General features: G+C 70.5%; 23 protein-coding genes. 14 read left to right on the top strand and 9 right to left on the bottom strand.

Going from position 1 to position 23,248, the window contains the following annotated elements:
- Window positions 1-14 precede the first annotated feature (14 nt).
- Window positions 15-1,121 carry a DUF5937 family protein gene (locus ACIPFH_RS20200; protein ID WP_401828137.1) on the bottom strand — a complete coding sequence of 369 codons (1,107 nt, stop codon included), beginning with the start codon at window positions 1,119-1,121 and terminating at the stop codon, window positions 15-17.
- A gap of 136 nt (window positions 1,122-1,257) precedes the next feature.
- On the opposite strand from ACIPFH_RS20200, the gene ACIPFH_RS20195 reads away from it, so the two are divergent.
- Window positions 1,258-1,473, top strand: coding sequence for a hypothetical protein (locus ACIPFH_RS20195; protein ID WP_401828135.1), 216 nt, complete (start codon window positions 1,258-1,260; stop codon window positions 1,471-1,473).
- Here ACIPFH_RS20195 and ACIPFH_RS20190 read toward each other — a convergent pair.
- The gene (locus ACIPFH_RS20190; RefSeq protein WP_401828133.1) at window positions 1,463-2,641 is read right to left on the bottom strand and encodes a threonine aldolase family protein; all 1,179 of its coding nucleotides are present in this window, start codon (window positions 2,639-2,641) and stop codon (window positions 1,463-1,465) included. The genes ACIPFH_RS20195 and ACIPFH_RS20190 overlap by 11 nt on opposite strands.
- A 243-nt stretch (window positions 2,642-2,884) precedes the next feature.
- On the opposite strand from ACIPFH_RS20190, the gene ACIPFH_RS20185 reads away from it, so the two are divergent.
- The 10 genes from ACIPFH_RS20185 (at window position 2,885) to ACIPFH_RS20140 (ending at window position 11,381) form a co-directional block, all read left to right on the top strand.
- Window positions 2,885-3,841 (top strand): Rossmann-like and DUF2520 domain-containing protein, encoded by a 957-nt coding sequence (locus ACIPFH_RS20185; protein ID WP_401828132.1) that lies wholly within the window; start codon window positions 2,885-2,887, stop codon window positions 3,839-3,841.
- Entirely contained in the window at window positions 3,838-4,827 is a 990-nt protein-coding gene (gene panC / locus ACIPFH_RS20180; protein WP_401828131.1) for a pantoate--beta-alanine ligase, read from the top strand. Before ACIPFH_RS20185 ends, panC begins: the two co-directional genes overlap by 4 nt.
- Complete coding sequence (locus ACIPFH_RS20175; protein ID WP_401828129.1) at window positions 4,824-6,548, top strand: L-aspartate oxidase; 1,725 nt, start codon at window positions 4,824-4,826, stop codon at window positions 6,546-6,548. Before panC ends, ACIPFH_RS20175 begins: the two co-directional genes overlap by 4 nt.
- Window positions 6,549-6,553: 5 nt before the next feature.
- Complete coding sequence (gene nadC, locus ACIPFH_RS20170; protein ID WP_401828127.1) at window positions 6,554-7,555, top strand: carboxylating nicotinate-nucleotide diphosphorylase; 1,002 nt, start codon at window positions 6,554-6,556, stop codon at window positions 7,553-7,555.
- Between the two features lie 15 nt (window positions 7,556-7,570).
- Window positions 7,571-8,368, top strand: a complete 798-nt coding sequence (locus ACIPFH_RS20165; RefSeq protein ID WP_401828125.1) for a type III pantothenate kinase — start codon at window positions 7,571-7,573, stop codon at window positions 8,366-8,368.
- 382 nt (window positions 8,369-8,750) lie between these two features.
- A complete protein-coding gene (locus ACIPFH_RS20160) occupies window positions 8,751-9,443 on the top strand; it encodes a hypothetical protein (protein WP_401829205.1) in 693 nt (230 codons plus the stop codon).
- 51 nt (window positions 9,444-9,494) lie between these two features.
- Entirely contained in the window at window positions 9,495-9,674 is a 180-nt protein-coding gene (locus ACIPFH_RS20155; protein ID WP_401828123.1) for a hypothetical protein, read from the top strand.
- 147 nt (window positions 9,675-9,821) lie between these two features.
- Entirely contained in the window at window positions 9,822-10,262 is a 441-nt protein-coding gene (locus tag ACIPFH_RS20150; RefSeq protein ID WP_356252448.1) for a BlaI/MecI/CopY family transcriptional regulator, read from the top strand.
- Between the two features lie 9 nt (window positions 10,263-10,271).
- Window positions 10,272-10,820 (top strand): amino-acid N-acetyltransferase, encoded by a 549-nt coding sequence (locus ACIPFH_RS20145; protein WP_356252450.1) that lies wholly within the window; start codon window positions 10,272-10,274, stop codon window positions 10,818-10,820.
- A gap of 225 nt (window positions 10,821-11,045) precedes the next feature.
- Window positions 11,046-11,381, top strand: coding sequence for an Lsr2 family protein (locus ACIPFH_RS20140; RefSeq protein ID WP_356252452.1), 336 nt, complete (start codon window positions 11,046-11,048; stop codon window positions 11,379-11,381).
- On the opposite strand, the gene ACIPFH_RS20135 is transcribed toward ACIPFH_RS20140, so the two are convergent.
- The gene (locus ACIPFH_RS20135) at window positions 11,360-12,007 is read right to left on the bottom strand and encodes an SCO3374 family protein (protein WP_401828122.1); all 648 of its coding nucleotides are present in this window, start codon (window positions 12,005-12,007) and stop codon (window positions 11,360-11,362) included. The genes ACIPFH_RS20140 and ACIPFH_RS20135 overlap by 22 nt on opposite strands.
- A gap of 431 nt (window positions 12,008-12,438) precedes the next feature.
- Between ACIPFH_RS20135 and ACIPFH_RS20130 the strand changes: the two genes are divergently transcribed.
- The gene (locus tag ACIPFH_RS20130) at window positions 12,439-14,967 is read left to right on the top strand and encodes an ATP-dependent Clp protease ATP-binding subunit (RefSeq protein ID WP_401828121.1); all 2,529 of its coding nucleotides are present in this window, start codon (window positions 12,439-12,441) and stop codon (window positions 14,965-14,967) included.
- Window positions 14,968-15,171: 204 nt separating this feature from the next.
- On the opposite strand, the gene ACIPFH_RS20125 is transcribed toward ACIPFH_RS20130, so the two are convergent.
- Window positions 15,172-15,816: an HAD family acid phosphatase gene (locus ACIPFH_RS20125; protein ID WP_401828119.1), complete on the bottom strand. Its 645-nt coding sequence runs from the start codon at window positions 15,814-15,816 to the stop codon at window positions 15,172-15,174.
- 516 nt (window positions 15,817-16,332) lie between these two features.
- On the opposite strand from ACIPFH_RS20125, the gene ACIPFH_RS20120 reads away from it, so the two are divergent.
- Complete coding sequence (locus ACIPFH_RS20120) at window positions 16,333-16,914, top strand: M23 family metallopeptidase (protein WP_401828118.1); 582 nt, start codon at window positions 16,333-16,335, stop codon at window positions 16,912-16,914.
- An 11-nt stretch (window positions 16,915-16,925) separates the two neighbouring features.
- On the opposite strand, the gene ACIPFH_RS20115 is transcribed toward ACIPFH_RS20120, so the two are convergent.
- A complete protein-coding gene (locus ACIPFH_RS20115; RefSeq protein WP_401828117.1) occupies window positions 16,926-17,513 on the bottom strand; it encodes a TetR/AcrR family transcriptional regulator in 588 nt (195 codons plus the stop codon).
- A gap of 164 nt (window positions 17,514-17,677) precedes the next feature.
- Here ACIPFH_RS20115 and ACIPFH_RS20110 point away from each other — a divergent pair, with 164 nt between their 5' ends.
- Window positions 17,678-19,264, top strand: coding sequence for an MDR family MFS transporter (locus tag ACIPFH_RS20110; protein WP_356252466.1), 1,587 nt, complete (start codon window positions 17,678-17,680; stop codon window positions 19,262-19,264).
- 307 nt (window positions 19,265-19,571) lie between these two features.
- On the opposite strand, the gene cseC is transcribed toward ACIPFH_RS20110, so the two are convergent.
- The 4 genes from cseC to ACIPFH_RS20090 form a co-directional block, all read right to left on the bottom strand.
- On the bottom strand, window positions 19,572-20,921 hold the full coding sequence (gene cseC / locus ACIPFH_RS20105; RefSeq protein ID WP_401828116.1) for a two-component system sensor histidine kinase CseC: 1,350 nt from the start codon (window positions 20,919-20,921) through the stop codon (window positions 19,572-19,574).
- A gap of 25 nt (window positions 20,922-20,946) precedes the next feature.
- Complete coding sequence (cseB, locus tag ACIPFH_RS20100; RefSeq protein WP_401828115.1) at window positions 20,947-21,648, bottom strand: two-component system response regulator CseB; 702 nt, start codon at window positions 21,646-21,648, stop codon at window positions 20,947-20,949.
- 273 nt (window positions 21,649-21,921) lie between these two features.
- Window positions 21,922-22,581 carry a hypothetical protein gene (locus tag ACIPFH_RS20095; protein WP_401828113.1) on the bottom strand — a complete coding sequence of 220 codons (660 nt, stop codon included), beginning with the start codon at window positions 22,579-22,581 and terminating at the stop codon, window positions 21,922-21,924.
- Window positions 22,566-23,108, bottom strand: a complete 543-nt coding sequence (locus tag ACIPFH_RS20090) for a SigE family RNA polymerase sigma factor (protein WP_069773156.1) — start codon at window positions 23,106-23,108, stop codon at window positions 22,566-22,568. The genes ACIPFH_RS20095 and ACIPFH_RS20090 overlap by 16 nt, the downstream gene beginning before the upstream one ends.
- Window positions 23,109-23,248: the final 140 nt, after the last annotated feature.

Below are 23,248 nucleotides of genomic sequence, written 5' to 3'. Positions count from 1 at the left end.
CGACGCTCCGACGGCTAGCGGAGCATCCCCTCCAGGTAGTCGCTGCCCAGCCGGGCGACCACCGTCACGTCGAGCTGGTGCAGGACGTACCGGCCGCGCCGACGGGTGGTGATCAGGCCGGCCTTCTTCAGGACGGCGAGGTGCCGGGATATCTCGGGAGCCGTCACGCCGTGCACCTGGGCCAGCTCGGTCGTGGTGTAGGCGCTGCGGGCAAGCAGGCGGCAGATGCGCATCCGGACGGGGTGGGACAGCGCGGTCATCCGCAGTGCCAGCTGATCCACCGAGGGCGGCGAGGCCAGTTCGGGCGAGCCGACCGGGTAGTGGAGCACCGGTTGCCAGCCGTACCGGTGGAGCACCATCAGGTGCGGCCAGCCGAGACTTGTCGGCACCAGCAGCAGGCCGCCGTCCCCGGTGGTGGTGCGGCCCTGGACCAGCTTGTCGACGGTGATCCGCGCGGCGTCCACGTCGAGCGTCACGGCCGAGGACACCGAGGCGAGGGCCTCCGCGAGGCCCTTGCGGCGCAGGAGATCGGTCTTGTAGCGGGCGTCCGTGGCGAGCGGGAGGCGTACGCGGGCCCAGACATCGGCGAAGAACGCCTCGTCGCAGTCCTGCAGGAACTGCCGCAGCCAGGCACGCACGCGTGGCGGGTCGTCGAGCAGCCGCTGAGTGAAGCGCACCTGCCGCGGCCCCCGCGTGGCGGCCAGTTCGAAGGCGCGCCGACGCAGCCCCGGGTCGGCGAGCACACTGAGGCTCGGCACGTCGTAGCCGGGCGCGCAGGTGAACTCCAGTGCCGAGTCAACGAACTGCTCGTCCGTCAGTTTGTCCAGGAGGTCGAGTTCCTCGGCGAGCGTGGCCCCGGGGAGCGTGCTTCTGCCCGGGATGCCCGCGTACGGCAGGAAGATGTCCGAGAACGTCGTCCGCCACAGGAAGTCGGCCTCGCACATCCGGTCGGCCAGATGCGAGTCGAGCCGCGCGGTCACACCGGTCACCCAGCCCTGCAGGCCTGGATGGTGCCCCGGCTCGGACAGCGCGTGCAGCGCCATGCCGAGCTCGGCCAGGGGTGAGGGCACGACCGCGACCCTCTCCGGCCGCAGCCCCGCGATGTCGATGCTCAGGCTCATGCCCTCATGGTGCACCGCGCCACTGACAACGCGGTCTCCGATTGACGGCCGCCGTCAATCGGCGCGACGCGGGGCGCCGGCCGGGCGCAGCCTGAACGGGCCGTCGAGACCACGTTCGTTTTGAGAGGGGTCGGTCATGAGCATCACGCAGCAGTACGCACTCGACGTCCACCGCGCCCGGCAGCACGGCGAGCCCTCCGCGCCCGCTCCCGGCGCCCACGACTGGCAGGTGATCCGCGAACTGCGTGATCACCGGCAGTTCCGGGCTGTCCTCGTCGGCCGCCCCGCCCATGGGCGCCTGCGGCAGGCCCTGGCCCGCCGACTGCGCCTGCGGCCGCGCCCTACCCGCTGACCGCCTCGGTCACCCGGCCCACGAAGTCCACGACCGCCGCCTTCACGTCGTCCGCGGTCCACGTCAGTCCGGCGGCGCGGACGGTGACCTCGGTGAGGGACAGCCCCGGCCCGCCGCGGCTCCAGGCGCCGGCGAAGAGCATCGCCTTCGTCTGCTCGGCCTGGAGCGCCGCCGCCTCGGCGAGCACATCGGCCTCGAAGGGCAGCCAGACCTGGAACTCGTGGGTGTGCGGCACCTCGGGGTGTACGCGCGCCCACACGACGCCCGCCTCGGCGAATCCCTCGCGCAGCGCGGCGGCCACCACGCGCGCGTGAACCACGTACTCGGGCAGCCGGGGCAGCTCGCGCTCCAGGCCGACGAGTGCCGACAGTGCGGTGGGGAACTGCTGGAAGACCATCCCGCCGTAGCGGTGCCGCCAGGCCTTCGCCTCCTCCACCAGCGTCTTCGGGCCGGCGAGCGCGGCGCCGCCGAAGCCGTCGAGGGACTTGTAGAACGACACGTAGACGCTGTCGGCCAGGTCGGCGATCTCCCGCAGGGGGCGGCCGAAGTGGTGGGTCGTCTCCCACAGGCGCGCCCCGTCGAAGTGCACCACCGCGTCACGCTCGCGTGCCGCCTCCACGACCTCGGACAGCTCCTCCCACGAGGGCAACACGTAACCGGCGTCCCTGAGGGGCAGCTCCAGCATCAGCGCCCCGAACGGCTCCTCGAAGGCGCGCACCTCCTCGGCCGTGGGCAGCCGGGGCTCGCGCGTCACCCGGACCGTGCGCAGTTCGCTGACGGCGGTGAACGCGCCCCGCTCCCACACCTCGGGGTGGCTCAGCGCGTGCAGCGCGACCGTGGGGTTGCCGGTGCGTCCCGCCCAGCAGCGCAGGGCGACCTGCTGGGCCATCGTGCCGGTGGGGAAGAACGCGGCGGCCTCCGTGCCCAGCAGCCCGGCGACCCGCTCCTCCAGGGCCGCCACGACCCCGTCGCCGTAGAGGTCCGCGGGCTCGTCCAGGTCGTAGACCTGCGGCGCCGCCTCGTGCAGCAGCGCGAGCCGGTCGCGCAGCGTGCCACGGGCCCCGTCCCGCGACAGGACCCGTTCGGCCTCCCGATAGGCGACTGCCCGCCGCTCCCGCAGGCGCTGTTGCGCCGACTTCTCCTCGCCCTGTCCCGCCGCGTATGTCATGCCCCGGATGATGCCGTGCGGCGGCTCCCGGGGCCACGGGCGTATCCGGCCTCGTATCCGGCCCTCGCCCGCCCCGTCGGGCCACGGGCGTTCGGGCCTTCGCCCGCCCCCGCGCCGCGTGTCGGGAACGGGTGGGATAACCCACAGGCTGTGGACAACCGGACGCCCATCGGGCGGATAGCGTTAACATGACGAGAAATCGTCCGGTACCCGGAGCGGACTGGAACGGAAGGCCGCCGTCGCGTGAGTACAGCCCAACAGCCAGACCCCAGGGACCGCCCCGCGCGGCTCGCCGTCGGCGTCGTCGGCGCCGGCCGGGTGGGCCCCGCCCTGGCCGCGTCCCTGCAACTCGCCGGGCACCGCCCGGTCGCCGTCTCCGGTGTCTCCGACGCCTCCAGGCGGCGAGCCGCGCTGATGCTGCCCGACGTGCCCCTCGTCCCGCCCGCCGAGGTCCTCCAGCGCGCCGACCTGGTGCTGCTGACGGTCCCCGACGACACCCTGCCCGGGCTCGTGGAGGGCCTCGCCGAGACCGGCGCGGTACGGCCGGGCCAGCTGCTCGTGCACACCTCCGGGCGGTACGGCTCGAAGGTCCTCGACCCGGCGCTGCGCGCGGGCGGTCTGCCGCTGGCCCTGCACCCGGCGATGACCTTCACGGGCAGCCCCGTCGACGTCCAGCGCCTGGCGGGCTGCTCGTTCGGCGTCACCGCGCCCGACGAGCTGCGGCTGGCCGCCGAGGCCCTGGTGATCGAGATGGGCGGCGAGCCGGAGTGGATCGCCGAGGAGAGCCGGCCGCTCTACCACGCGGCCCTCGCCCTGGGCGCCAACCACCTGGTCACGCTGGTCGCCCAGTCCATGGAACTGCTGCGGGCGGCCGGTGTCGAGGCCCCCGACCGGATGCTCGGCCCGCTGCTCGGGGCCGCCCTCGACAACGCGCTGCGCTCCGGCGACGGGGCGCTCACCGGCCCCGTCGCGCGCGGGGACGCGGGCACGGTCGCCGCGCACGTCGCCGAGCTGCGTGAGCACGCTCCGCAGACCGTGGCCGGCTATCTGGCGATGGCCCGCGCGACCGCCGACCGCGCGCTCGCCCGCGGGCTGCTCAAGCCCGAACTCGCCGAGGACCTCCTCGGGGTACTCGCCGACGGAACCCACGGCACCGCGGGCACCCCCGGCACCGACGGCGGCGAAGGAGATGCCGGATGACCACCCTGCTGCGCACCGCCGACGAACTGCACGCACGCGCGCGTGAGGGCCGCCGGGCCGTCGTGATGACCATGGGCGCCCTGCACGAGGGCCACGCCACCCTCGTCCGCACCGCCCGCGAGCTCGCGGGGCCGGACGGCGAGGTCGTCGTCACGGTCTTCGTCAACCCGCTCCAGTTCGGCCAGGGCGAGGACCTCGACCGCTACCCGCGCACCCTGGACGCCGATCTCAAGCTCGCCGAGCAGGCCGGCGCGGACGTCGTCCTCGCCCCCTCCGTGGACGAGGTCTACCCCGGCGGTGAGCCCCAGGTCCGCATCACCGCGGGCCCCATGGGGGAGCGCCTCGAGGGCAGGTCCCGCCCCGGGCACTTCGACGGCATGCTCACCGTCGTGGCCAAGCTGCTGCACCTCACCCGGCCCGACGCCGCCCTCTTCGGGCAGAAGGACGCCCAGCAGCTCGCCCTGATCCGCCGCATGACACGGGACCTGAACTTCGGCATCGAGATCGTCGCCGTGCCGACCGTGCGCGAGGAGGACGGGCTGGCCCTGTCCAGCCGCAACCGCTACCTGTCCGCCAGGGACCGGCACACCGCGCTGGCGCTCTCCCAGGCCCTGTTCGCGGGCCGCGACCGGCACGCCGCACAGGAGGCGCTGCGGGCACGCGCACGCCAGGTGCCCGCCACGCGCGCGCGTGCCGAGGCGCTCAGCGCCATCGGCGAGTCCCGCGCGGCGGCCGACGCGCACGCCGTCGCCAAGGCCGCCCCCGGCGACCCGGCGGCCGTCCGCGCCGCCGCCCGCGCGGTCCTCGACGAGGCCGCCCGGCTGGACCCACCGCTGGAACTGGACTACCTCGCGCTGGTCGACCCGTCCGACTTCACGGAGCTCGAGGACGACTTCATCGGCGAGGCCGTCCTCGCCGTCGCCGCCAGGGTCGGGACGACCCGGCTGATCGACAACCTCCCCCTCACCTTCGGAGCCGCCTCGTGACCAGCACAGGCATACGACTGCACGCGCCCGCGCCCGGGTGGAACATCGCCGCGGACGTGGTGGTCGTGGGCTCCGGCGTCGCCGGCCTGACCGCGGCCCTGCGCTGCGAGGCCGCCGGGCTGAAGACGGTCGTCGTCACCAAGGCCCGTCTCGACGACGGCTCCACCCGCTGGGCGCAGGGCGGCATAGCCGCGGCCCTGGGCGAGGGCGACACGCCCGAACAGCACCTGGACGACACGCTGGTGGCGGGCGCGGGCCTGTGCGACGAGGACGCCGTACGGATCCTCGTCACCGAGGGCCCCGACGCCGTGCGCCGGCTGATCGAGACCGGCGCCCACTTCGACGAGTCCGAGGAAGGCGGCCTGGAGCTCACCCGCGAGGGAGGCCACCACCGACGCCGTATCGCGCACGCGGGCGGCGACGCGACCGGCGCGGAGATCTCCCGCGCGCTCGTCGAGGCGGTACGCGCGCGTGGCCTGCGCACGATCGAGAACGCGCTCGTACTGGACCTGCTCACGGACGCCGACGGCCGCACCGCGGGTGTCACCCTGCACGTCATGGGCGAGGGCCAGCACGACGGCGTGGGCGCCGTGCACGCACCCGCGGTCGTCCTCGCCACCGGCGGCATGGGCCAGGTCTTCTCCGCCACCACCAACCCGTCGGTGTCGACCGGCGACGGGGTGGCGCTCGCCCTGCGCGCGGGCGCGGAGGTCTCCGACCTGGAGTTCGTCCAGTTCCACCCGACCGTGCTGTTCCTCGGTGCGGACGCCGAGGGCCAGCAGCCCCTCGTCTCCGAGGCCGTGCGCGGTGAGGGCGCCCACCTGGTCGACGCGGACGGCGTGCGCTTCATGGTCGGGCAGCACGAGCTGGCCGAGCTGGCGCCCCGGGACATCGTCGCCAAGGGCATCATGCGCCGCATGCAGGAGCAGGACGCCGAGCACATGTTCCTCGACGCCCGCCACTTCGGCGCCGACATGTGGGAGCACCGCTTCCCGACGATCCTCGCCGCCTGCCGGGTCCACGGCATCGACCCGGTCACCGAGCCCGTCCCGGTCGCCCCGGCCGCCCACTACGCCTCCGGGGGCGTGCGCACCGACTCCCGGGGCCGCACGACCGTGCCGGGCCTGTACGCGTGCGGCGAGGTCGCCTGCACCGGCGTGCACGGCGCGAACCGGCTCGCGTCCAACTCGCTCCTGGAGGGCCTCGTCTACGCCGAGCGCATCGTCGCCGACATCGCGGCGAGCCGGGCCGACGACGGCCTGCACGCGCGGGTGCCCGCGCCGGTCGAGCGCCCCGAGAAGCCGGCGCACCCGCTTCTCGCCCCGGAGGCCCGGTTCGCCATCCAGCGGATCATGACCGACGGAGCGGGCGTCCTGCGCTCCGCCGGATCCCTGGAGAAGGCGGCCGGCCAGCTGGTGCGGCTGCACTCCGACGCCCGGGACGCCCTCGACGAGAACGGCAAGACGGCCGAGCCCGGCGTCGACACCTGGGAGGCCACCAACCTCCTGTGCGTGGCGCGTGTCCTGGTCGCCGCCGCCAGCCGGCGCGAGGAGACCCGCGGCTGCCACTGGCGCGAGGACCGCGCCGACCGCGACGACACGAACTGGCGCCGGCACATCGTCGTACAGCTGAATCCGGACCGCACGCTCGCCGTACACACCACCGATACCGCAGACTTCCCCCCGACCCGGCCGACCCGGCAGCACCACCAGGAGCAGTGACAGAAGTGAGCACCCCCGACCTTCCCCTCGCCCCGAGCGGCGGCTGCGGCGACGGCTGTGCCTGCGGCGCCGACGCAGACACGGACCTCGCCGGCGAGGGATACGCCGAATACGCGGAGTGCGGGCTCGACCCCGCGCTCGCCCAGTTGCTGTCCGACGCCGGACTCGACCCCGTGGAGGTCGAGGACATCGCCAACGTCGCCATACAGGAGGACCTGGCTCACGGCGTCGACGTGACGACCGTCGCGACCATCCCCGAGGAGGCGGTCGCCACCGCCGACTTCACCGCGCGCGAGGCGGGCGTGGTCGCGGGCCTCAGGATCGCCGAGGCGGTCGTCTCGGTCGTCTGCACGGACGAGTTCGAGGTCGAGCGGCACGTGGAGGACGGCGACCGGGTGGAGGCCGGCCAGAAGCTGCTGTCCGTCACCACACGCACGCGTGACCTCCTCACCGCCGAGCGCAGCGCGCTCAACCTGCTGTGCCGCCTGTCGGGCATCGCCACCGCCACGCGCGCGTGGGCGGACGTACTGGAGGGCACCAAGGCACGCGTGCGTGACACCCGCAAGACGACCCCGGGTCTGCGATCCCTGGAGAAGTTCGCCGTCCGCTGCGGCGGAGGCGTCAACCACCGCATGTCGTTGTCCGACGCGGCGCTCGTCAAGGACAACCACGTCGTCGCGGCGGGCGGCGTCGCCCAGGCCTTCGAGGCCGTGCGGGAGACCTTCCCGGACGTGCCGATCGAGGTCGAGGTCGACACCCTGCACCAGCTGCGGGAGGTCGTCGACGCGGGCGCCGACCTGATCCTCCTGGACAACTTCACGCCCGCGGAGTGCGCCGAGGCCGTCGGCGTCGTCGGCGGGCGCGCTCTGCTGGAGGCGTCGGGCCGGCTGACCCTGGTCAACGCCAAGGCGTACGCCGACACCGGTGTCGACTTCCTCGCCGTCGGGGCCCTGACGCACTCCTCGCCGATCCTGGACATCGGTCTGGATCTGCGAGCGGCGGAGTAGGGAACGGGACCGGCCATGCTGCTGACGATCGACGTGGGCAACACGCACACCGTGCTCGGCCTGTTCGACGGTGAGGACATCGTCGAGCACTGGCGGATCTCCACCGACGCCCGCCGCACCGCGGACGAACTGGCCGTGCTCCTGCATGGCCTGATGGGGATGCACCCGCTGCTCGGGGACGAACTGGGCGACGGCATCGACGGGATCGCGATCTGCGCGACGGTGCCCTCCGTACTGCACGAACTGCGCGAGGTGACCCGGCGCTACTACGGCGATGTGCCCGCCGTGCTCGTCGAACCCGGCGTGAAGACAGGCGTGCCGATCCTGTTCGACAACCCCAAGGAGGTCGGCGCCGACCGCATCATCAACGCGGTCGCGGCGAACGAGCTCTACGGCGGCCCGGCGATCGTCGTCGACTTCGGCACGGCGACGACGTTCGACGCGGTCAGCGCGCGCGGGGAGTACGTCGGCGGGGTCATCGCCCCCGGCATCGAGATCTCCGTCGAGGCCCTGGGCGTCAAGGCCGCACAGCTGCGCAAGATCGAGTTGGCCCGGCCCCGGAGCGTGATCGGGAAGAACACGGTCGAGGCGATGCAGTCCGGGATCGTGTACGGGTTCGCCGGCCAGGTCGACGGCGTGGTGACCCGGATGGCCCGTGAGCTGGCGGACGACCCTGACGAGGTCACGGTGATCGCGACGGGCGGGTTGGCGCCGACGGTGCTGGGCGAGGCCTCGGTGATCGACGAGCACGAGCCGTGGCTGACGCTGATCGGACTGCGTCTGGTGTACGAGCGGAACGTGTCACGCATGTGAGCGGGAACGGCCCCGCGAGGTCGGGACCGAGGCGGCCCGCGCCCGCCCGGTCCGGCCCGAGCCAGGTCGACTCCGCCCTCCGGGCGGGCGAGCGGGGCGAGTGGATGGGTGACGGTGGCCCGGCAGGGGCGGGCCACCGAGGAGCCGGGGCCGGCATATCCGGCAGAGCCACCAGGGGCACCAGAGCCACCAGGGCCACCAGAGCCACCAGGGGCAGCAGGACCGGCAGGACTCGAGGGGCTGCCGGGACTCAAGGGGCTGCCGTGGCCCCAAGGACCCTCAGGGCGGATTGCGGGCGCGCCACACCAGCCCCTTATGTCGAATTTGTCTGATTAGCGCGTATCGTCGCGGCATGCCCACGCCCTACGGATCCCGCGGCGGTATGGCGTTCGGCTCGGAGGAGCTGCGTGTGCTCCGCCGCGCCCTCGCCCTCGCCCTCCATCCCGGCCCCGTCTCCGCCGAGGACATCCAGGACTGTCATCGCCTTGCCGAGTCCCTCGACGAGGCGACGAGCGAGGCCGCCCGACTGCGGGCCTTCCTGGTGGCCGACCTCGCCCGGTACCGCGCCGCCCTCCCGGGTACCGCCGCCGGCTACCTGACGCTCCTCAAGGAGGTGCTGGCCACCGGGTACCGGCCCGACCCCGACGACCTCTCGGCGCTGCGCGCCCTGCGCGGCAACCCCGCGGCCGCCGCTCTCCTGGCTCGCTGCCAGGTGCTCGCCGAACGCGACGTACGCGCGCGTCTGGCCCGGCGCACGGCTCGTGGAGCCCCGGCGGCCGCTCCCACCGTCCCCGCGTCCCGTACGCGGCTTCTGGCCCTTCCTGGGGGGCTCTCCGGAGAAGGCTGGGCCCGGATGCCCGTCGCCGCCGGGGACCAGGGCGGGCGTCCGGGGGAGGAACCGCGGCAGAAGCCCGCCGGCAAGCCGCCCGCCCCCGCTCCCGGTCCGGTCCCCGTCGAGCCCGCCGCCCCGGAACCCGCCCGCCGGCCCGTCCCCACGCCGGGCGAGGTCTTCCCGCGCCGTAAACCGACCCCGCCGCCCGCCGACCCGGAGCGGCAACGCCTGGCGGCCGGCTGACACGGGCGACCCCGCACCGGTGTCCCGTTCCCTTCTGGCTACCCTGGCTCCATGGACTACGTCTCCGCGCTCGTGCCTCCCGTCGTCATGGCCGTGTTCTTCATCGGTGTGATCAGGGTGATCGTGAAGACCCAGGGAGGCGCCAACAAGGCCAAGGAGGACGCGGCCGTCGACGCCGTCCTCGCGCGCGCGGACGGCGCCAGGCAGGCCGCCGCAGGCCCCGACGCCTGAGCGACCCACGACGCTTCCGCATCCCCCAGGGCGTGCGGCTCCCTCCGGAGCCGTGCGCCCTTTTTGTTCCCGTTTGCCGTTGAAAGCGCCCGTCCGGCACGCGATTGACGAGATCTCCCACTATTGTTCTGAACTGTGCCTCGCCCATTGGGAGAACTCGAAGACGCGGTCATGACGCGGGTGTGGAAGTGGAACCGCCCGGTGACCGTTCGAGAAGTCCTGGAAGACCTTCGGCAGGAACGGTCCATCGCGTACACCACGGTGATGACCGTTTTGGACAATCTCCATCAGAAGGGCTGGGTGCGCCGTGAAGCGGAAGGCCGGGCCTATCGATATGAGGCGGTCTCGACCCGGGCCGCCTACGCCGCCGCCCTGATGAACGACGCCTGGGCGCAGAGCGACAACCCCGCCGCCGCTCTCGTCGCCTTCTTCGGGATGATGAGCGAGGAACAGCGGCACGCGCTGCGCGACGCCGTTCGCATCGTCCAAGGTCCCGAAACTTCCGAACCCGCCTCTACGGGGAGTCCCGGGAGTACGGGGAGTCCCGGTGAGAACCCCGGCTCGGCGACGGAGTCCGACGGACGATAGCGTCCCCACATGTCAGCAGAGAGTCCCTCGGCCGAGAACCCCGAAGTCACCGCTAAAGCCATCACCGTCCGCCGGGCCCGGACCGGCGATGTCTTCGCCGTGCGCCGTCTCCTTGACGCCTACGTCCGCGGCGGCATCCTGCTCGACAAAGCGACCGTGACGCTTTACGAGGACATCCAGGAGTTCTGGGTCGCCGAACGCGACGACAACGCCGAGGTGGTCGGCTGCGGCGCCCTGCACGTGATGTGGGAAGACCTGGCGGAAGTCCGCACTCTCGCGGTGAAGCCCGGGCTGAAGGGCGCCGGCGTCGGCCACCAGTTGTTGGAGAAGTTGCTCCACACCGCGCGTTGGCTCGGCGTTCGCCGGGTTTTCTGCCTGACCTTCGAAGTGGACTTCTTCGGCAAGCACGGCTTCGTGGAGATCGGTGAGACGCCGGTCGACACCGATGTCTACGCGGAGCTGCTGCGTTCCTATGACGAGGGCGTCGCGGAGTTCCTCGGACTCGAACGAGTGAAACCGAACACCTTGGGCAACAGGCGGATGCTTCTGCATCTGTGATCGTCGACGGCCATTCACATCGACCCGCACTGCCCGGTGCCCTATGTCCGAAACGCGCACGTTTCCGGGCGAGGGCCGGGCTGCCGGTCTCTGCCGGGGGTTTGTGTTTTCCCAGCAAAAGCGGTTTGCTTTCCGACGTAGTGCAGTACTGCATATAACAGGGTGCGGCTAAACGGCGGACGCCGCGGACCCCCGGCCCTCACGTTTTCGATGAAAGGAAATCCGGTGGCACAGAAGGTTCAGGTCCTTCTTGTCGACGACCTCGACGGCGGCGAGGCGGACGAGACCGTGACGTTCGCGTTGGACGGCAAGACCTACGAGATCGATCTCACGACTACCAATGCGGACAAGCTCCGTGGACTCCTCGAGCCCTACGTGAAGGGCGGCCGTCGTACCGGAGGCCGTGCTTCGGGTGGGCGTGGAAAGGCGCGTGCCGCTGCCGGTGGCAGCCAGGACACCGCCCAGATCCGCGCGTGGGCCAAGGAGAACGGTTACGAGGTCAATGACCGCGGCCGCGTTCCGGCGTCCATTCGTGAGGCCTACGAGAAGGACAACGGCTGAGCGCTGGCGCGCCGCAGCCAGACACGGTGACAGTGTGTCGCCAGCGTGTTCACCAGCCGTACGAGATCGGGGGCGCCTCCAAGGCCCCCCAGCGCCGACATCGTCGGCAGCGAGGCCTCTGCCTCGCGCCCTGCCACGGGGGGCCGCAGCCAGACGGCGGCCCCCTGTACCGGCTCAGGACGCTTAGGGCCCGGATTCCGGCCCTCCTCCTGGTCTCGGCCGGAGGGCCTGAGGGGCGCTTCGATGAGCCCGCCCGCACCGATCGCCTTCAGATCCAGCGGCAGCGCGCCCCATTCCAGCCACTGAAGGATCCCCGGCACCTCCTCCGCGCCGCCCGCTGCCACCAGCAGCAGCATCCGGTCGTCTCCCACGGCCACCGGCGAGCCCGGCGCGAGCCGCCGCAGCGCCCTGAGGCCCGCCTCGGCCGGCACGTCCAGCACGTCGAAGCGCTCGCCCACCAGAAGTCGTACCGGCTCCCCGGGCACCGTCGCCCAGCCCAGTTCGTTCTCGTACCAGCCGCGGATCCGGTCGTCCGGATCATCCGGATCGAGCGGCCTTCGGGGGAGGGGGACCGTGAGGGTCGCGGCGGCGGCCGAGCAGAGAGCCGACGGGACTGAGCCAACCATGCCAAGTGCAACCGCCGAAAAGGCCCGCGAGTTACGCTGGGTGTTTGGACGGACGCTCACGGTGTCGACAAATGGGGCGCTTGGAGGTGTCGGGAGACGCAAGGTTGTTCGCCCGTAGCGGAGGGGACCGGTGCGCACGGCATGGACTGTCGGTAGCAGCGGGTAAGACATCCCTAGTGGGAGGGGGGCGACACGCAGGAAAGGCCGTCTCACGTTCGCCATCGGCGTACTGGCGACTGGGGTAACTGCCTGGCCTGCGGGAACATCGTCTCGCACCATCGGGTTGGAGCAGATGTCGGCGTTCGGGGTCAGGAGGCCATCGACGGTGTCGGCAGTTGGAATGAGCGGTCCCCGCTTGCGGGACTAAGCTGCGGAAGGACAGGGAGGGGAAGTTCCCCCCACTGCCTGACCGCTCTGAGGAGCGATTAACGATGTTCGAGAGGTTCACCGACCGCGCGCGGCGGGTTGTCGTCCTGGCTCAGGAAGAAGCCCGGATGCTCAACCACAACTACATCGGCACCGAGCACATCCTCCTGGGCCTGATCCACGAGGGTGAGGGTGTCGCCGCCAAGGCCCTTGAGAGCCTCGGGATTTCGCTCGAGGCGGTCCGCCAGCAGGTGGAGGAGATCATCGGCCAGGGCCAGCAGGCCCCGTCCGGGCACATCCCCTTCACCCCCCGTGCCAAGAAGGTCCTGGAGCTGTCGCTCCGCGAGGCCCTTCAGCTGGGACACAACTACATCGGCACGGAGCACATCCTGCTCGGCCTGATCCGCGAGGGCGAGGGCGTCGCCGCCCAGGTCCTCGTCAAGCTGGGCGCCGATCTCAACCGGGTGCGGCAGCAGGTCATCCAGCTGCTCTCCGGCTACCAGGGCAAGGAGACCGCCGGCGCCAGTGGCGGCCCTGCCGAGGGCACGCCCTCGACGTCCCTGGTCCTCGACCAGTTCGGCCGGAACCTCACCCAGGCCGCTCGTGAGTCCAAGCTCGACCCGGTCATCGGGCGCGAGAAGGAGATCGAGCGGGTCATGCAGGTGCTGTCCCGCCGCACCAAGAACAACCCGGTCCTGATCGGTGAGCCCGGCGTCGGCAAGACCGCCGTCGTCGAAGGCCTCGCCCAGGCCATCGTCAAGGGCGAGGTGCCCGAGACGCTCAAGGACAAGCACCTCTACACCCTGGACCTCGGCGCCCTGGTCGCCGGCTCCCGCTACCGCGGTGACTTCGAGGAGCGCCTGAAGAAGGTCCTCAAGGAGATCCGCACCCGCGGTGACATCATCCTGTTCATCGACGAGCTGCACACGCTGGTCGGTGCGGGTGCCGCCGAGGGCGCCATCGACGCCGCTTCGATCCTGAAGCCGATGCTGGCCCGTGGTGAGCTCCAGACCATCGGTGCGACCACGCTGGACGAGTACCGCAAGCACCTGGAGAAGGACGCGGCCCTCGAGCGCCGCTTCCAGCCCATCCAGGTCGCGGAGCCGTCGCTGCCGCACACGATCGAGATCCTCAAGGGTCTGCGTGACCGGTACGAGGCGCACCACCGTGTCTCGATCACCGACGAGGCGCTGGTCCAGGCCGCCACCCTGGCCGACCGGTACATCTCGGACCGCTTCCTGCCGGACAAGGCGATCGACCTGATCGACGAGGCCGGATCCCGGATGCGCATCCGCCGGATGACCGCGCCGCCGGACCTGCGCGAGTTCGACGAGAAGATCGCCGGCGTCCGCCGCGACAAGGAGTCCGCGATCGACTCGCAGGACTTCGAGAAGGCCGCCTCCCTCCGCGACAAGGAGAAGCAGCTCCTGGCCGGCAAGGCCAAGCGGGAGAAGGAGTGGAAGGCCGGCGACATGGACGTCGTCGCCGAGGTCGACGGCGAGCTGATCGCCGAGGTCCTCGCCACGGCCACCGGCATTCCGGTCTTCAAGCTGACCGAGGAGGAGTCCTCGCGTCTGCTGCGCATGGAGGACGAGCTCCACAAGCGGGTCATCGGCCAGATCGACGCCGTCAAGGCGCTGTCGAAGGCGATCCGTCGTACGCGTGCGGGCCTCAAGGACCCGAAGCGTCCCGGTGGTTCGTTCATCTTCGCCGGTCCGTCCGGTGTCGGTAAGACCGAGCTGTCCAAGGCGCTCGCCGAGTTCCTCTTCGGCGACGAGGACGCGCTGATCTCCCTCGACATGTCGGAGTTCAGCGAGAAGCACACGGTCTCGCGGCTCTTCGGTTCGCCCCCCGGATACGTGGGCTACGAAGAGGGCGGCCAGCTGACCGAGAAGGTCCGCCGCAAGCCGTTCTCCGTCGTCCTCTTCGACGAGGTCGAGAAGGCCCACCCGGACATCTTCAACTCGCTGCTGCAGATCCTGGAGGACGGTCGTCTGACCGACTCCCAGGGCCGGGTCGTGGACTTCAAGAACACGGTCATCATCATGACGACCAACCTCGGCACCCGGGACATCTCCAAGGGCTTCAACCTGGGCTTCGCGGCCTCGGGTGACAAGAAGTCGAACTACGAGCGCATGAAGAACAAGGTCTCGGACGAGCTCAAGCAGCACTTCCGCCCCGAGTTCCTCAACCGTGTCGACGACGTGGTCGTCTTCCCGCAGCTGACGCAGGAGGACATCCTGCAGATCGTCGACCTGATGATCGGCAAGGTCGACGAGCGCCTCAAGGACCGGGACATGGGCATCGAGCTCTCCCAGGCCGCGAAGGAGCTGCTGGCGAAGAAGGGTTACGACCCGGTGCTGGGTGCGCGTCCGCTGCGTCGCACCATCCAGCGCGAGATCGAGGACACGCTCTCGGAGAAGATCCTCTTCGGCGAGCTGCGCCCCGGTCACATCGTGGTCGTGGGCACCGAGGGCGAGGGTGAGACCAAGACCTTCACCTTCCGCGGCGAGGAGAAGTCGGCTCTGCCCGACGTCCCGCCGATCGAGCAGGCGGCCGGCGGCGCCGGACCGAACCTGAGCAAGGACGCCTGACCCTTCGGGGACTGAGCGGAGAAAGGGGCCGGTGCTTCACAGCACCGGCCCCTTTCGCATGCGTTCCTTCCGCAGGGCCCGCATGGGGCCGCGCAGGGCCCCCAGGGGCCTGCCCGGGCCTCAGGAGCCTGCCTGGGCCTCAGGGGCCTGCCTGGGCCTCAGGGGCCTGCCTGGGCCTCAGGGGCCTGCCTGGGCCTCAGGGGCCTACGACAGCTGACCGTCGTAGTCCGGCAGTTTGTACGTCGTCTCGGCGTGGCCGCCCGAGAGGTCGGTGGCGCTGTTGCCGATGTTCGCGATGATCGTGTAGCCCTTGGACTCGATGTCGACGCGCTGGGCGGTCTTGTAGGCGGCGACGTCCTTGAAGAGGTCCAGGAAGCCGCGCACGTACAGGCCGGAGACCTTGTAGCCGACGTACTTGAGGTTGTAGTCCGTCACCCCGGAGATGATGCCCGGGCGGGCGGTGACGAAGAACAGGGAGACGCCGTGCTCCTGGGCGTACTTGGCGACGTCGAGGACCGGCTTGTTGGCGGGCTGCGGGTAACTGAAGCCGAAGTCGGTCTCCAGGGTCGTGTTGTCGATGTCCAGGACGATCGCCTGCTTCTCGCCCGGCTTGGCGGCGGCGATGCGCTGCTTCAGCGTCGGCAGGGCCTGGTTCATCACCGTCCGGCAGTCCTGCTGCCAAGTGGCGTAGTCGACGTCCTCGGCGGCGGCCGCGGCGGCCGTGGTGGCGACGGTGGAGGTGCCGGTGGCCGTCGCGGCCTGGGCGCCGACCGGGACCGCCATCGCCGTGACGGCTGCCGTCGCCACGGCGGTCATGGCTATGCGGCGCGTCCAGGTGCCTCTGGTCATGTGTGGGGTCCTCTCGCATCCTTGCGCTGCCGATGTCGTGAGCATGCTGCTCGCTGGTGGTGGCCTGAGGGGAACCAGCGGGTTACTGGACGGTAGAGGTCGATGAGAGCCCGATCACAGACCCGTGCATGAACGTGAGCGGGGTCACAAGTGGCCTACGGGGCACGGGAGTAGTCGCCGTCACATTCCGAAGTCCCTTGCGGGCGGCGGCCGGTGACATGGCGCACAGGCGATTTGGACCCTACTAGGCCGACTAGTCGTAGCTCGATTAGGAGCAAAAAGGACATATGCCCCTGAGGCTTCGAACCCCGCGCAGGCCTCCGGCGTGGGCCTGTGTCGCAAGTGTCCGGAAAGGAGGTTCTGTCAAGAAGTGGGAAGTTTTGAGGTGAAGTACTAGGTTCCGTCGTACATCACACGTTTGGGGGCTTGTGGGGGTCGGGGTTACCAAGGGATGGCCACTCCGGCGGAGGTTCACGCCGGGTGGTTTCCTCTGTCCCCGTCTCCATGAGGTCTTTCATGTTCCAGCGCGTCACGTTCCGTTCTTCCCGTACGTCCCTGCTCCGCACTCGCGTGGCCGTCGGCACCGCCGCCCTGGGCGCCTCGGTCGTGCTGGGGGCCGGAGTGGCGTCCGCCGCCGCGCCTGCCGCGGCGCCCGCCGCCAAGACGGCAGTCTCGGCCGCTTCCTGGATCGACCCGGTGAAGAAGTACACGCTGTCCGCAGGGTTCGCCCAGGCCGGCAAGATGTGGCAGTCCACCCACAGCGGCCAGGACTTCGCCGTGCCGAGCGGCACCAAGGTCATGGCCGCGCACGGCGGCACCGTGGTCAAGGCCGGGGGTAACGGGGCCGGTGACGGCCCGGCCTACGGCAACGCCATCGTGATCAAGCACGCCAACGGCGTCTACTCGCAGTACGCCCACCTCTCGCGCATAAACGTGAAGGTCGGCCAGATAGTCAAGACGGGCCAGAAGATCGCCCTGTCCGGCAACACCGGCAACTCCAGCGGCCCTCACCTGCACTTCGAGATCCGTACGACCGCGAACTACGGTTCGGCGATCAACCCGGTCTCCTTCCTGCGCGGCAAGGGCGTGAAGGTCTGACGCTGCTGTGATCAGGCGCCCTGGTGCGCCTGTGTCACCAGATCGATGGCGACGTCGAGGACGGCTGCACGCTTGTCCTCGGGGTCGCCTTCGAGGTCCTGGAGGAAGAACATGCCGGCGTGCAGCGTGAAGATGGCGCTCACGCAGCGGACCTGGTCGGCGAGGGGGGCGTCCGGGTCGAGGATGATGTCGCGCAGGCCCCGCATGCGGTCCTTGAACGAGTCGCCGATCTGGAGTTCCCGCACCGTCGCCTGGTTCTCCTGCATGAAGCGGAAGAGCGGGGTCGCCTCGGACAGGGCCCGGCTGTAGCGCCGTACGAGTTCCTGCTTGGTCTCCAGGGTGTGCGGCTGGCTCTTGCCCCAGTCGATCAGGTCTTCGATCGGCTTCGTCAGATCCGTGAAGATGCCGACGATGATCTCTTCCTTGGTCTTGAAGTGGTAGTACAGGGCCGCTTTGGTGACCTCCAGACGCTCCGCGATCTCGCGGAGAGAGGTTTTCTCGTAGCCCTGCTCGGCGAAGAGTTCGAGCGCAACGTCCTGGATGCGCTGGCGGGTGTTGCCGCGCCGCTGCTGCTTCATGCCGTCCATGGTGACGTCCATTCTCGTGCTCTCGCGCTCCCGTTGGAGCTTACTTGCCGTCCGGCTAGTTACTCACAGGAACTTACTTGACGCCCGGCTAGTTGCAGGTCTACCTTCCCAGTGTAGTGAACTAGCCGGGCGGCAAGTAAGTGGCCGACCGGGGGGAACCCAGGGGAGTGGGAACGATGGCGGACACGAAGACGGTCGAGACCGAGCCGGAGAAACAGCCCAGGAGCGTGCGGGTCGTCCTGCTCGCGCTGATGATCACGATGATGCTCGCGATGCTCGACAACATGATCGTGGGCACGGCGATGCCCACCATCGTCGGCGATCTCGGCGGGCTCGAACACCTTTCGTGGGTCGTGACCGCGTACACCCTCGCGACGGCGGCCTCCACTCCGATCTGGGGCAAGATCGGCGACATGTACGGGCGCAAGGGCGCCTTCATGACGTCGATCGTGATCTTCCTGATCGGATCCGCGCTGAGCGGCATGGCGCAGAACATGGGCGAGCTGATCGGCTTCCGCGCGATCCAGGGTCTTGGCGCCGGCGGTCTGATGGTCGGCGTCATGGCGATCATCGGTGACCTGATCCCGCCGCGGGAACGCGGCAAGTACCAGGGCATGATGGCCGGCGTCATGGCGCTCGCGATGATCGGCGGTCCGCTGGTCGGCGGCACCATCACCGACAACTGGGGCTGGCGCTGGTCCTTCTACATCAACCTGCCCCTCGGCGTGGTGTCGCTGGCGCTCATCAGCACCGTCCTGCACCTGCCGAAGAAGCGTTCGCAGTCGCGGATCGACTACCTGGGCGCCGGTCTGCTGACCGTCGGCATCACCTCCATCGTCCTGGTCACCACCTGGGGCGGCTCGGAGTACGCCTGGTCGTCCGCGCGGATCATGGAACTCATCGGGATCGGCGTCGCCTCGCTCATCGGGTTCGTGTTCTGGCAGACCAGGGCCGCCGAGCCGATCGTGCCGCTGCACATCTTCCGCAGTCGCAACTTCACCCTGATGTCGCTCATCGGCTTCGTCACCGGCTTCGTGATGTTCGGCGCCACCCTCTTCCTGCCGCTGTACCAGCAGTCGGTGCAGGGCGCCTCCGCGACCAACTCGGGTCTGCTGCTCCTGCCGATGCTCGGCGCCATGCTGGTCACCTCGATGGTGGCGGGCCGGGTGACCACCAACAGCGGCAAGTACAAGATCTTCCCGGTCGTCGGCAGCGTCGCGATGGTCATCGGCCTGTACCTGCTGTCCACGATGGACACCGGGACCAGCCGCCTCACCTCCGGTGTCTTCATGGCCGTCGTCGGTCTCGGCATGGGCTGCCTGATGCAGATCACGATGCTGGTCGCGCAGAACAGCGTCGAGATGAAGGACATGGGCGTCGCCTCCTCGTCCACCACCCTCTTCCGGACGCTCGGCTCCTCCTTCGGTGTCGCGATCATGGGTGCGCTGTTCAACAGCCGCGTCCAGGACGTCATGTCCGAGCGGGCGGGCTCACTCGGCTCGAAGATCACCGAGCAGTCCGCGCAGCTCGACGCGGCCGGCCTGGCGAAGCTGCCCGTCGCGGCCCGGGAGGCTTACCAGCACGCGGTGTCGGCCGGTATCCACTCGGCGTTCCTGCTGGGGGCCGTGGTGGCGGTGGTCGCGCTGGTGGCGGCGGTGTTCGTCAAGGAGGTCCCCCTCAAGGGCGCGGGACCGCAGAAGGACGGCGAGGAGCCGACCGACGGTGCGGCTGCGGCGCAGCCGCCCCTGGTCGACGCCGTCTGAGTCGAGCGGTCCGAGTCGAGACCGCCCGACCGCGTCGCAGTCGGCCGAGGCCCCCCGGCGGTGTCCGCCCCGGGGGGCCTCGGCCTTTTCACGTGCCTGGCCCGGCACCGTTCTGGCGCAGACGGTGGGCTGCGACGGGGCTTGCCCGATGGACGATGCGATCGTGCGTGCGGTTGCGCGCTCGTCAACGGACGGTGCGGTTGTCACGGGGGACAGGGGGGCGCGCCGCCCGCACCTCGCCGCCACACCGTTCCTCCAGCCCCCACCTCGCCGCACACCGTTCCTCCAGCCCGCACGGCGTCCGCTGTCACGGCATCAACGGGTAGCTTCCCGTGTTCGTCGGTGCGTGCTCGGGCAGCCACAGAACGGCGACGGCACCCTCGGCGGGTATGTGCTCCGGGGCACCCGCCGGCCGCACGTTGCGGAAGGTCAACCGGGCGCCGAGTACACGGGCCTGGCCCGCGGCGATGGTGAGCCCGAGCCCGTGCCCGTGTCCGGCCCGGTCGGCGCTGCCGGTGCGGAAACGGCTGGGTCCCTCCGCGAGCAGGTCCTCGGGGAAACCCGGGCCGTGGTCGCGGACCCGGATGACCCGGCCCTCGACGGTGACCTGGATCGGCGGCTTGCCATGCCGGGCGGCGTTGGCCAGCAGGTTGAACAGCACGCGCTCCAGGCGCCGGGGGTCGGTCGTGACCATCGACTCGTGCACCACCCGCACCTCGACGTCCGGGTCCTTGGCCGCGATCCGCCGGGCCACGAACTCGCCCAGCACGATGTCCTGGAGTTCGGCGCGCTCCGAGGCACCGTCGAGGCGCGCCACCTCCAGCACGTCCTCGACCAGGGTGCGCATGGCCTTCGCCCGGTCCAGGACCAGCTCCGTCGGCCGGCCGGGCGGCAGCAGCTCGGCGGCCGTCAGCAGTCCCGTCACCGGGGTACGGAGTTCGTGCGCGATGTCGGCGGTGACCCGGCGCTCGGCCTCCAGCCGCTCCTGAAGCGTGTCCGCCATGGCGTCCACCGCGCTCGCCAGATCGTCGGTCTCGTCCCGCACGACCCCACCGATGGCGTCCCGCACCCGCACGTTCGTCTCGCCCGTGGCGACCTGGTTCGCCGCGGCCGCCGCCTTGCGCAACCGGCGCGAGAGCTGCCCACCGATGAGCACGCCGAGCGCGCTGCCGCCGAGGACGACGGCGATGGAACCGATCACCAGGGCCTGGTCGAGATCGTTGAGGATGTCGGTGCTGCGGTCGGTGAAGCCGGTGTGCAGGGACAGCACATGCCCGCCCTTCACCGGCACGGCCGCCCAGATGTCCGGCACCCCGCCGGTGCGGTCGGAGACGAACGTGGCCCGGCGGCCCTCCTGGACCTTCTCCCGCAACGACCGCGGCAGGCGGGAGTCGTCGATCTTGATGTTGGGGTAATGGAAGTTGACCGGTCCCGACTGCTCGTAGTTGCGCTGGGCGATCTGGACGCGCTCGTCGGCGAGGTCGCGCGCGTTGTCCAGCATGGAGACACGCGCGGCGTTGTGCACGACGAGACTGAGCGCGATCGCCACCAGGGCGCCGACCAGCGCGATCGCCGCGCTCAGCTTCCACCGCAGCCCCGTACGGATGCCCACACCCTCTGTCCGCGCCGGAACCAGCTGCCGGATCATCCCCCGCATCCTCCTCCCCCTGTCCCTGCTCCGCTCAGGCCTTCAACTTGTAGCCGAAACCGCGGACCGTCTCGATACGGTCCTGGCCGATCTTCGTCCGCAGCCGCTGCACATGGACGTCGACGACCCGGGTGTCGCCGCCCCAGCCGTAGTCCCACACCCGCTCCAGCAGTTTGTCGCGGGAGAGGACCGTGCCCGGAGCGGAGGAGAACTCCAGCAGCAGGCGCATCTCGGTCGGGGTCAGTGCCACCGGCTGTCCGGCCCGGCGCACCTCCATGCCTTCGGTGTCGATCTCCAGATCGCCGAACGACAGCGCACCACCCGCCGTGGCGGCGGCGGGCTCGGTGCGGTCGCCGCCGCCCGCGTGACCGAAGCGGCGCAGTACGGCGCGGATCCGGGCGACCAGCACGGCGCCGTCGAAGGGCTTGGTCACGTAGTCGTCGGCGCCCGCCTCCAGACCGAGGACGACGTCAATGGAGTCGGCACGCGCCGACAGCATGATCACCGGCACGGTGGACTCGTCCCGGATACGCCGGCACAGGCTCACGCCGTCCAGGCCGGGCACCATGACGTCCAGCAGCGCGATGTCGGGGCGGTCCGCACGGAACGCCTCCAGCCCCGACAGGCCGTCGGGCATCGCGGTGACCGCGAAGCCGTCCCGCTCGAGGGCGAGCTGGGTGGCCTCGCGGATGACGTCGTCGTCCTCGACGAACAGGACGTGGGTCTGGTCTGCCATCCCGGTGCTCTCAGTTCTCGTATGCGTTCTCGTATGCGTTCACATGTGCGTGCGGGTCGTCGATCCGGCGGGTTTCTGTCCGCGTCCTGGCGGTGACCTGTCGGATGTGCCCCTTGCTTGGACGCGTGGAGCGCGCGGAGCGTTCACTTCTCATGCGTTCGCTGTGTGTTCCCCGTGTGTTCCGGCCCTGCCCGTCCATCCATAGATCGGAACGAGCGGCCCGATCGGTTCACACGGCCGCAAGATTTTTTTCGGCCGGCGCTCCGGGGCAGGTCAGCCGCTCGCCGGCGGCATCGTCGGGTCCGCACCGACGATGCCGCTGTAGTCGTTGTGCCAGCTGTACTCCTTCACGAAGCGGCCCGAGGTCCAGCGGTACGTGATCACGTTCTCGCCGGACGGGTCGGAGACGGAGTCGCCCTTCTCGTACACCTGCTTGGTCACCACCAGGTCGCCGCGGTCCATCTCCGCGTAGACGGGCGGTTCCTCGGCCTTGAACACGTTGGCGTAGCCGCCGTCGTCCTGGCGGTACACGTACGAGCCCACGCCGACGAGGTCACCGCAGGTGAGTACGTTGACGATGATGTCGTTGCCGGAGCCGCCGGTGAGGTCGCCGTACGAGACGTCGACCGGGTACTCGTCGCCCGCGCAGGGCTGCAACTCGCGCTTGACCTCCGCCGAGACCTCGGGGTCGTCCTTGATCAGCCGGACCGCGTCCGCCCGGTCGGGGGGATCGGTGGAGGCGGGCGAGGGGGAGGCGGTGGCGCCCGTCACGGCGTCGGCGTGGGCGGGGCCCTCGTCACGGGCGCCGGTGCCACCCGTGCCACAGGCGGAGACGAAAAGGGCGAGGGCGGCGAGCACGGACATCGCCGTGATCGCCGCCTGGATGGTGCTTCGGGCCGGTGTGGGCCCGGCCTCGGTCAGGCCGCCGCGCAACGCTCCCGCTCCTCACGCTCCAGCGCGCGTGCGTCCAGATCGCGGGCTTCCAGCTCCTCGCGGAGCCGGGCGAGCGCCCGGTGCAGCGTGCTCTTGACCGTTCCGGCCGACATGCCGAGGGCGGCGGCCGTCTCCTCAGTGGACATCTGCTCCCAGTGTCGCAGCACCACGACACTGCGCTGCTTCGGAGCGAGGACCTTCATCGCGTCCATCAGCAGGGCGCGGTCCGCGTGCTGCTCGGTGGAGTCGTCCACGCAGGCGTCCGGAAGTTGCTCGGTCGGGACTTCCTCGAGCTTGCGGGCCCGCCACCACTCGGTGCGGGTGTTGATCATGACCCGGCGCAGGTAGGCGTCCGCGAGCCGCTTGTCGGCGATGCCGTCCCAGCGGCCGTACGTCCGGGCCAGCGCGGTCTGGAGGAGGTCCTGCGCGTCGACCGGGTCCGGGACCAGGCGCCGGGCGCTGCGCAGCAGCGCGTCCTGTCGCGTCCGGACGTATTCCTCGAACTCGAGCACCTCGCCCTGTGCCATGGTCAACCGCCTCCGATTCCCCGTACCGGCGGACTGCCGCCGCCGGTTCACTGCTTGTGGTCCGTAACCGGCGTGTTGCTTCCGGGTACGCAACTGAAGCTACGGAGGTGTTGTCACGGCGCTGTCCGAAGCAGCCTGCG

The sequence above is a fragment of the Streptomyces sp. NPDC088157 genome (assembly GCF_044741545.1).
Classification (GTDB): Bacteria; Actinomycetota; Actinomycetes; order Streptomycetales; family Streptomycetaceae; genus Streptomyces.
This window is presented reverse-complemented; position numbering and strand designations above follow the sequence as displayed.

What these genes read in the sequence shown, in the direction of transcription:
- ACIPFH_RS20200 (WP_401828137.1), bottom strand. Translation starts at nt 1,121, where the DNA reads ATGAGCCTGAGCATCGACATCGCGGGGCTGCGGCCGGAGAGGGTCGCG.
- ACIPFH_RS20195 (WP_401828135.1), top strand. Translation starts at nt 1,258, where the DNA reads ATGAGCATCACGCAGCAGTACGCACTCGACGTCCACCGCGCCCGGCAG.
- ACIPFH_RS20190 (WP_401828133.1), bottom strand. Translation starts at nt 2,641, where the DNA reads ATGACATACGCGGCGGGACAGGGCGAGGAGAAGTCGGCGCAACAGCGC.
- panC (WP_401828131.1), top strand. Translation starts at nt 3,838, where the DNA reads ATGACCACCCTGCTGCGCACCGCCGACGAACTGCACGCACGCGCGCGT.
- ACIPFH_RS20165 (WP_401828125.1), top strand. Translation starts at nt 7,571, where the DNA reads ATGCTGCTGACGATCGACGTGGGCAACACGCACACCGTGCTCGGCCTG.
- ACIPFH_RS20160 (WP_401829205.1), top strand. Translation starts at nt 8,751, where the DNA reads ATGGCGTTCGGCTCGGAGGAGCTGCGTGTGCTCCGCCGCGCCCTCGCC.
- ACIPFH_RS20155 (WP_401828123.1), top strand. Translation starts at nt 9,495, where the DNA reads ATGGACTACGTCTCCGCGCTCGTGCCTCCCGTCGTCATGGCCGTGTTC.
- ACIPFH_RS20145 (WP_356252450.1), top strand. Translation starts at nt 10,272, where the DNA reads ATGTCAGCAGAGAGTCCCTCGGCCGAGAACCCCGAAGTCACCGCTAAA.
- ACIPFH_RS20135 (WP_401828122.1), bottom strand. Translation starts at nt 12,007, where the DNA reads ATGGTTGGCTCAGTCCCGTCGGCTCTCTGCTCGGCCGCCGCCGCGACC.
- ACIPFH_RS20130 (WP_401828121.1), top strand. Translation starts at nt 12,439, where the DNA reads ATGTTCGAGAGGTTCACCGACCGCGCGCGGCGGGTTGTCGTCCTGGCT.
- ACIPFH_RS20125 (WP_401828119.1), bottom strand. Translation starts at nt 15,816, where the DNA reads ATGACCAGAGGCACCTGGACGCGCCGCATAGCCATGACCGCCGTGGCG.
- ACIPFH_RS20120 (WP_401828118.1), top strand. Translation starts at nt 16,333, where the DNA reads ATGTTCCAGCGCGTCACGTTCCGTTCTTCCCGTACGTCCCTGCTCCGC.
- ACIPFH_RS20115 (WP_401828117.1), bottom strand. Translation starts at nt 17,513, where the DNA reads ATGGACGTCACCATGGACGGCATGAAGCAGCAGCGGCGCGGCAACACC.
- ACIPFH_RS20110 (WP_356252466.1), top strand. Translation starts at nt 17,678, where the DNA reads ATGGCGGACACGAAGACGGTCGAGACCGAGCCGGAGAAACAGCCCAGG.
- cseC (WP_401828116.1), bottom strand. Translation starts at nt 20,921, where the DNA reads ATGCGGGGGATGATCCGGCAGCTGGTTCCGGCGCGGACAGAGGGTGTG.
- cseB (WP_401828115.1), bottom strand. Translation starts at nt 21,648, where the DNA reads ATGGCAGACCAGACCCACGTCCTGTTCGTCGAGGACGACGACGTCATC.
- ACIPFH_RS20090 (WP_069773156.1), bottom strand. Translation starts at nt 23,108, where the DNA reads ATGGCACAGGGCGAGGTGCTCGAGTTCGAGGAATACGTCCGGACGCGA.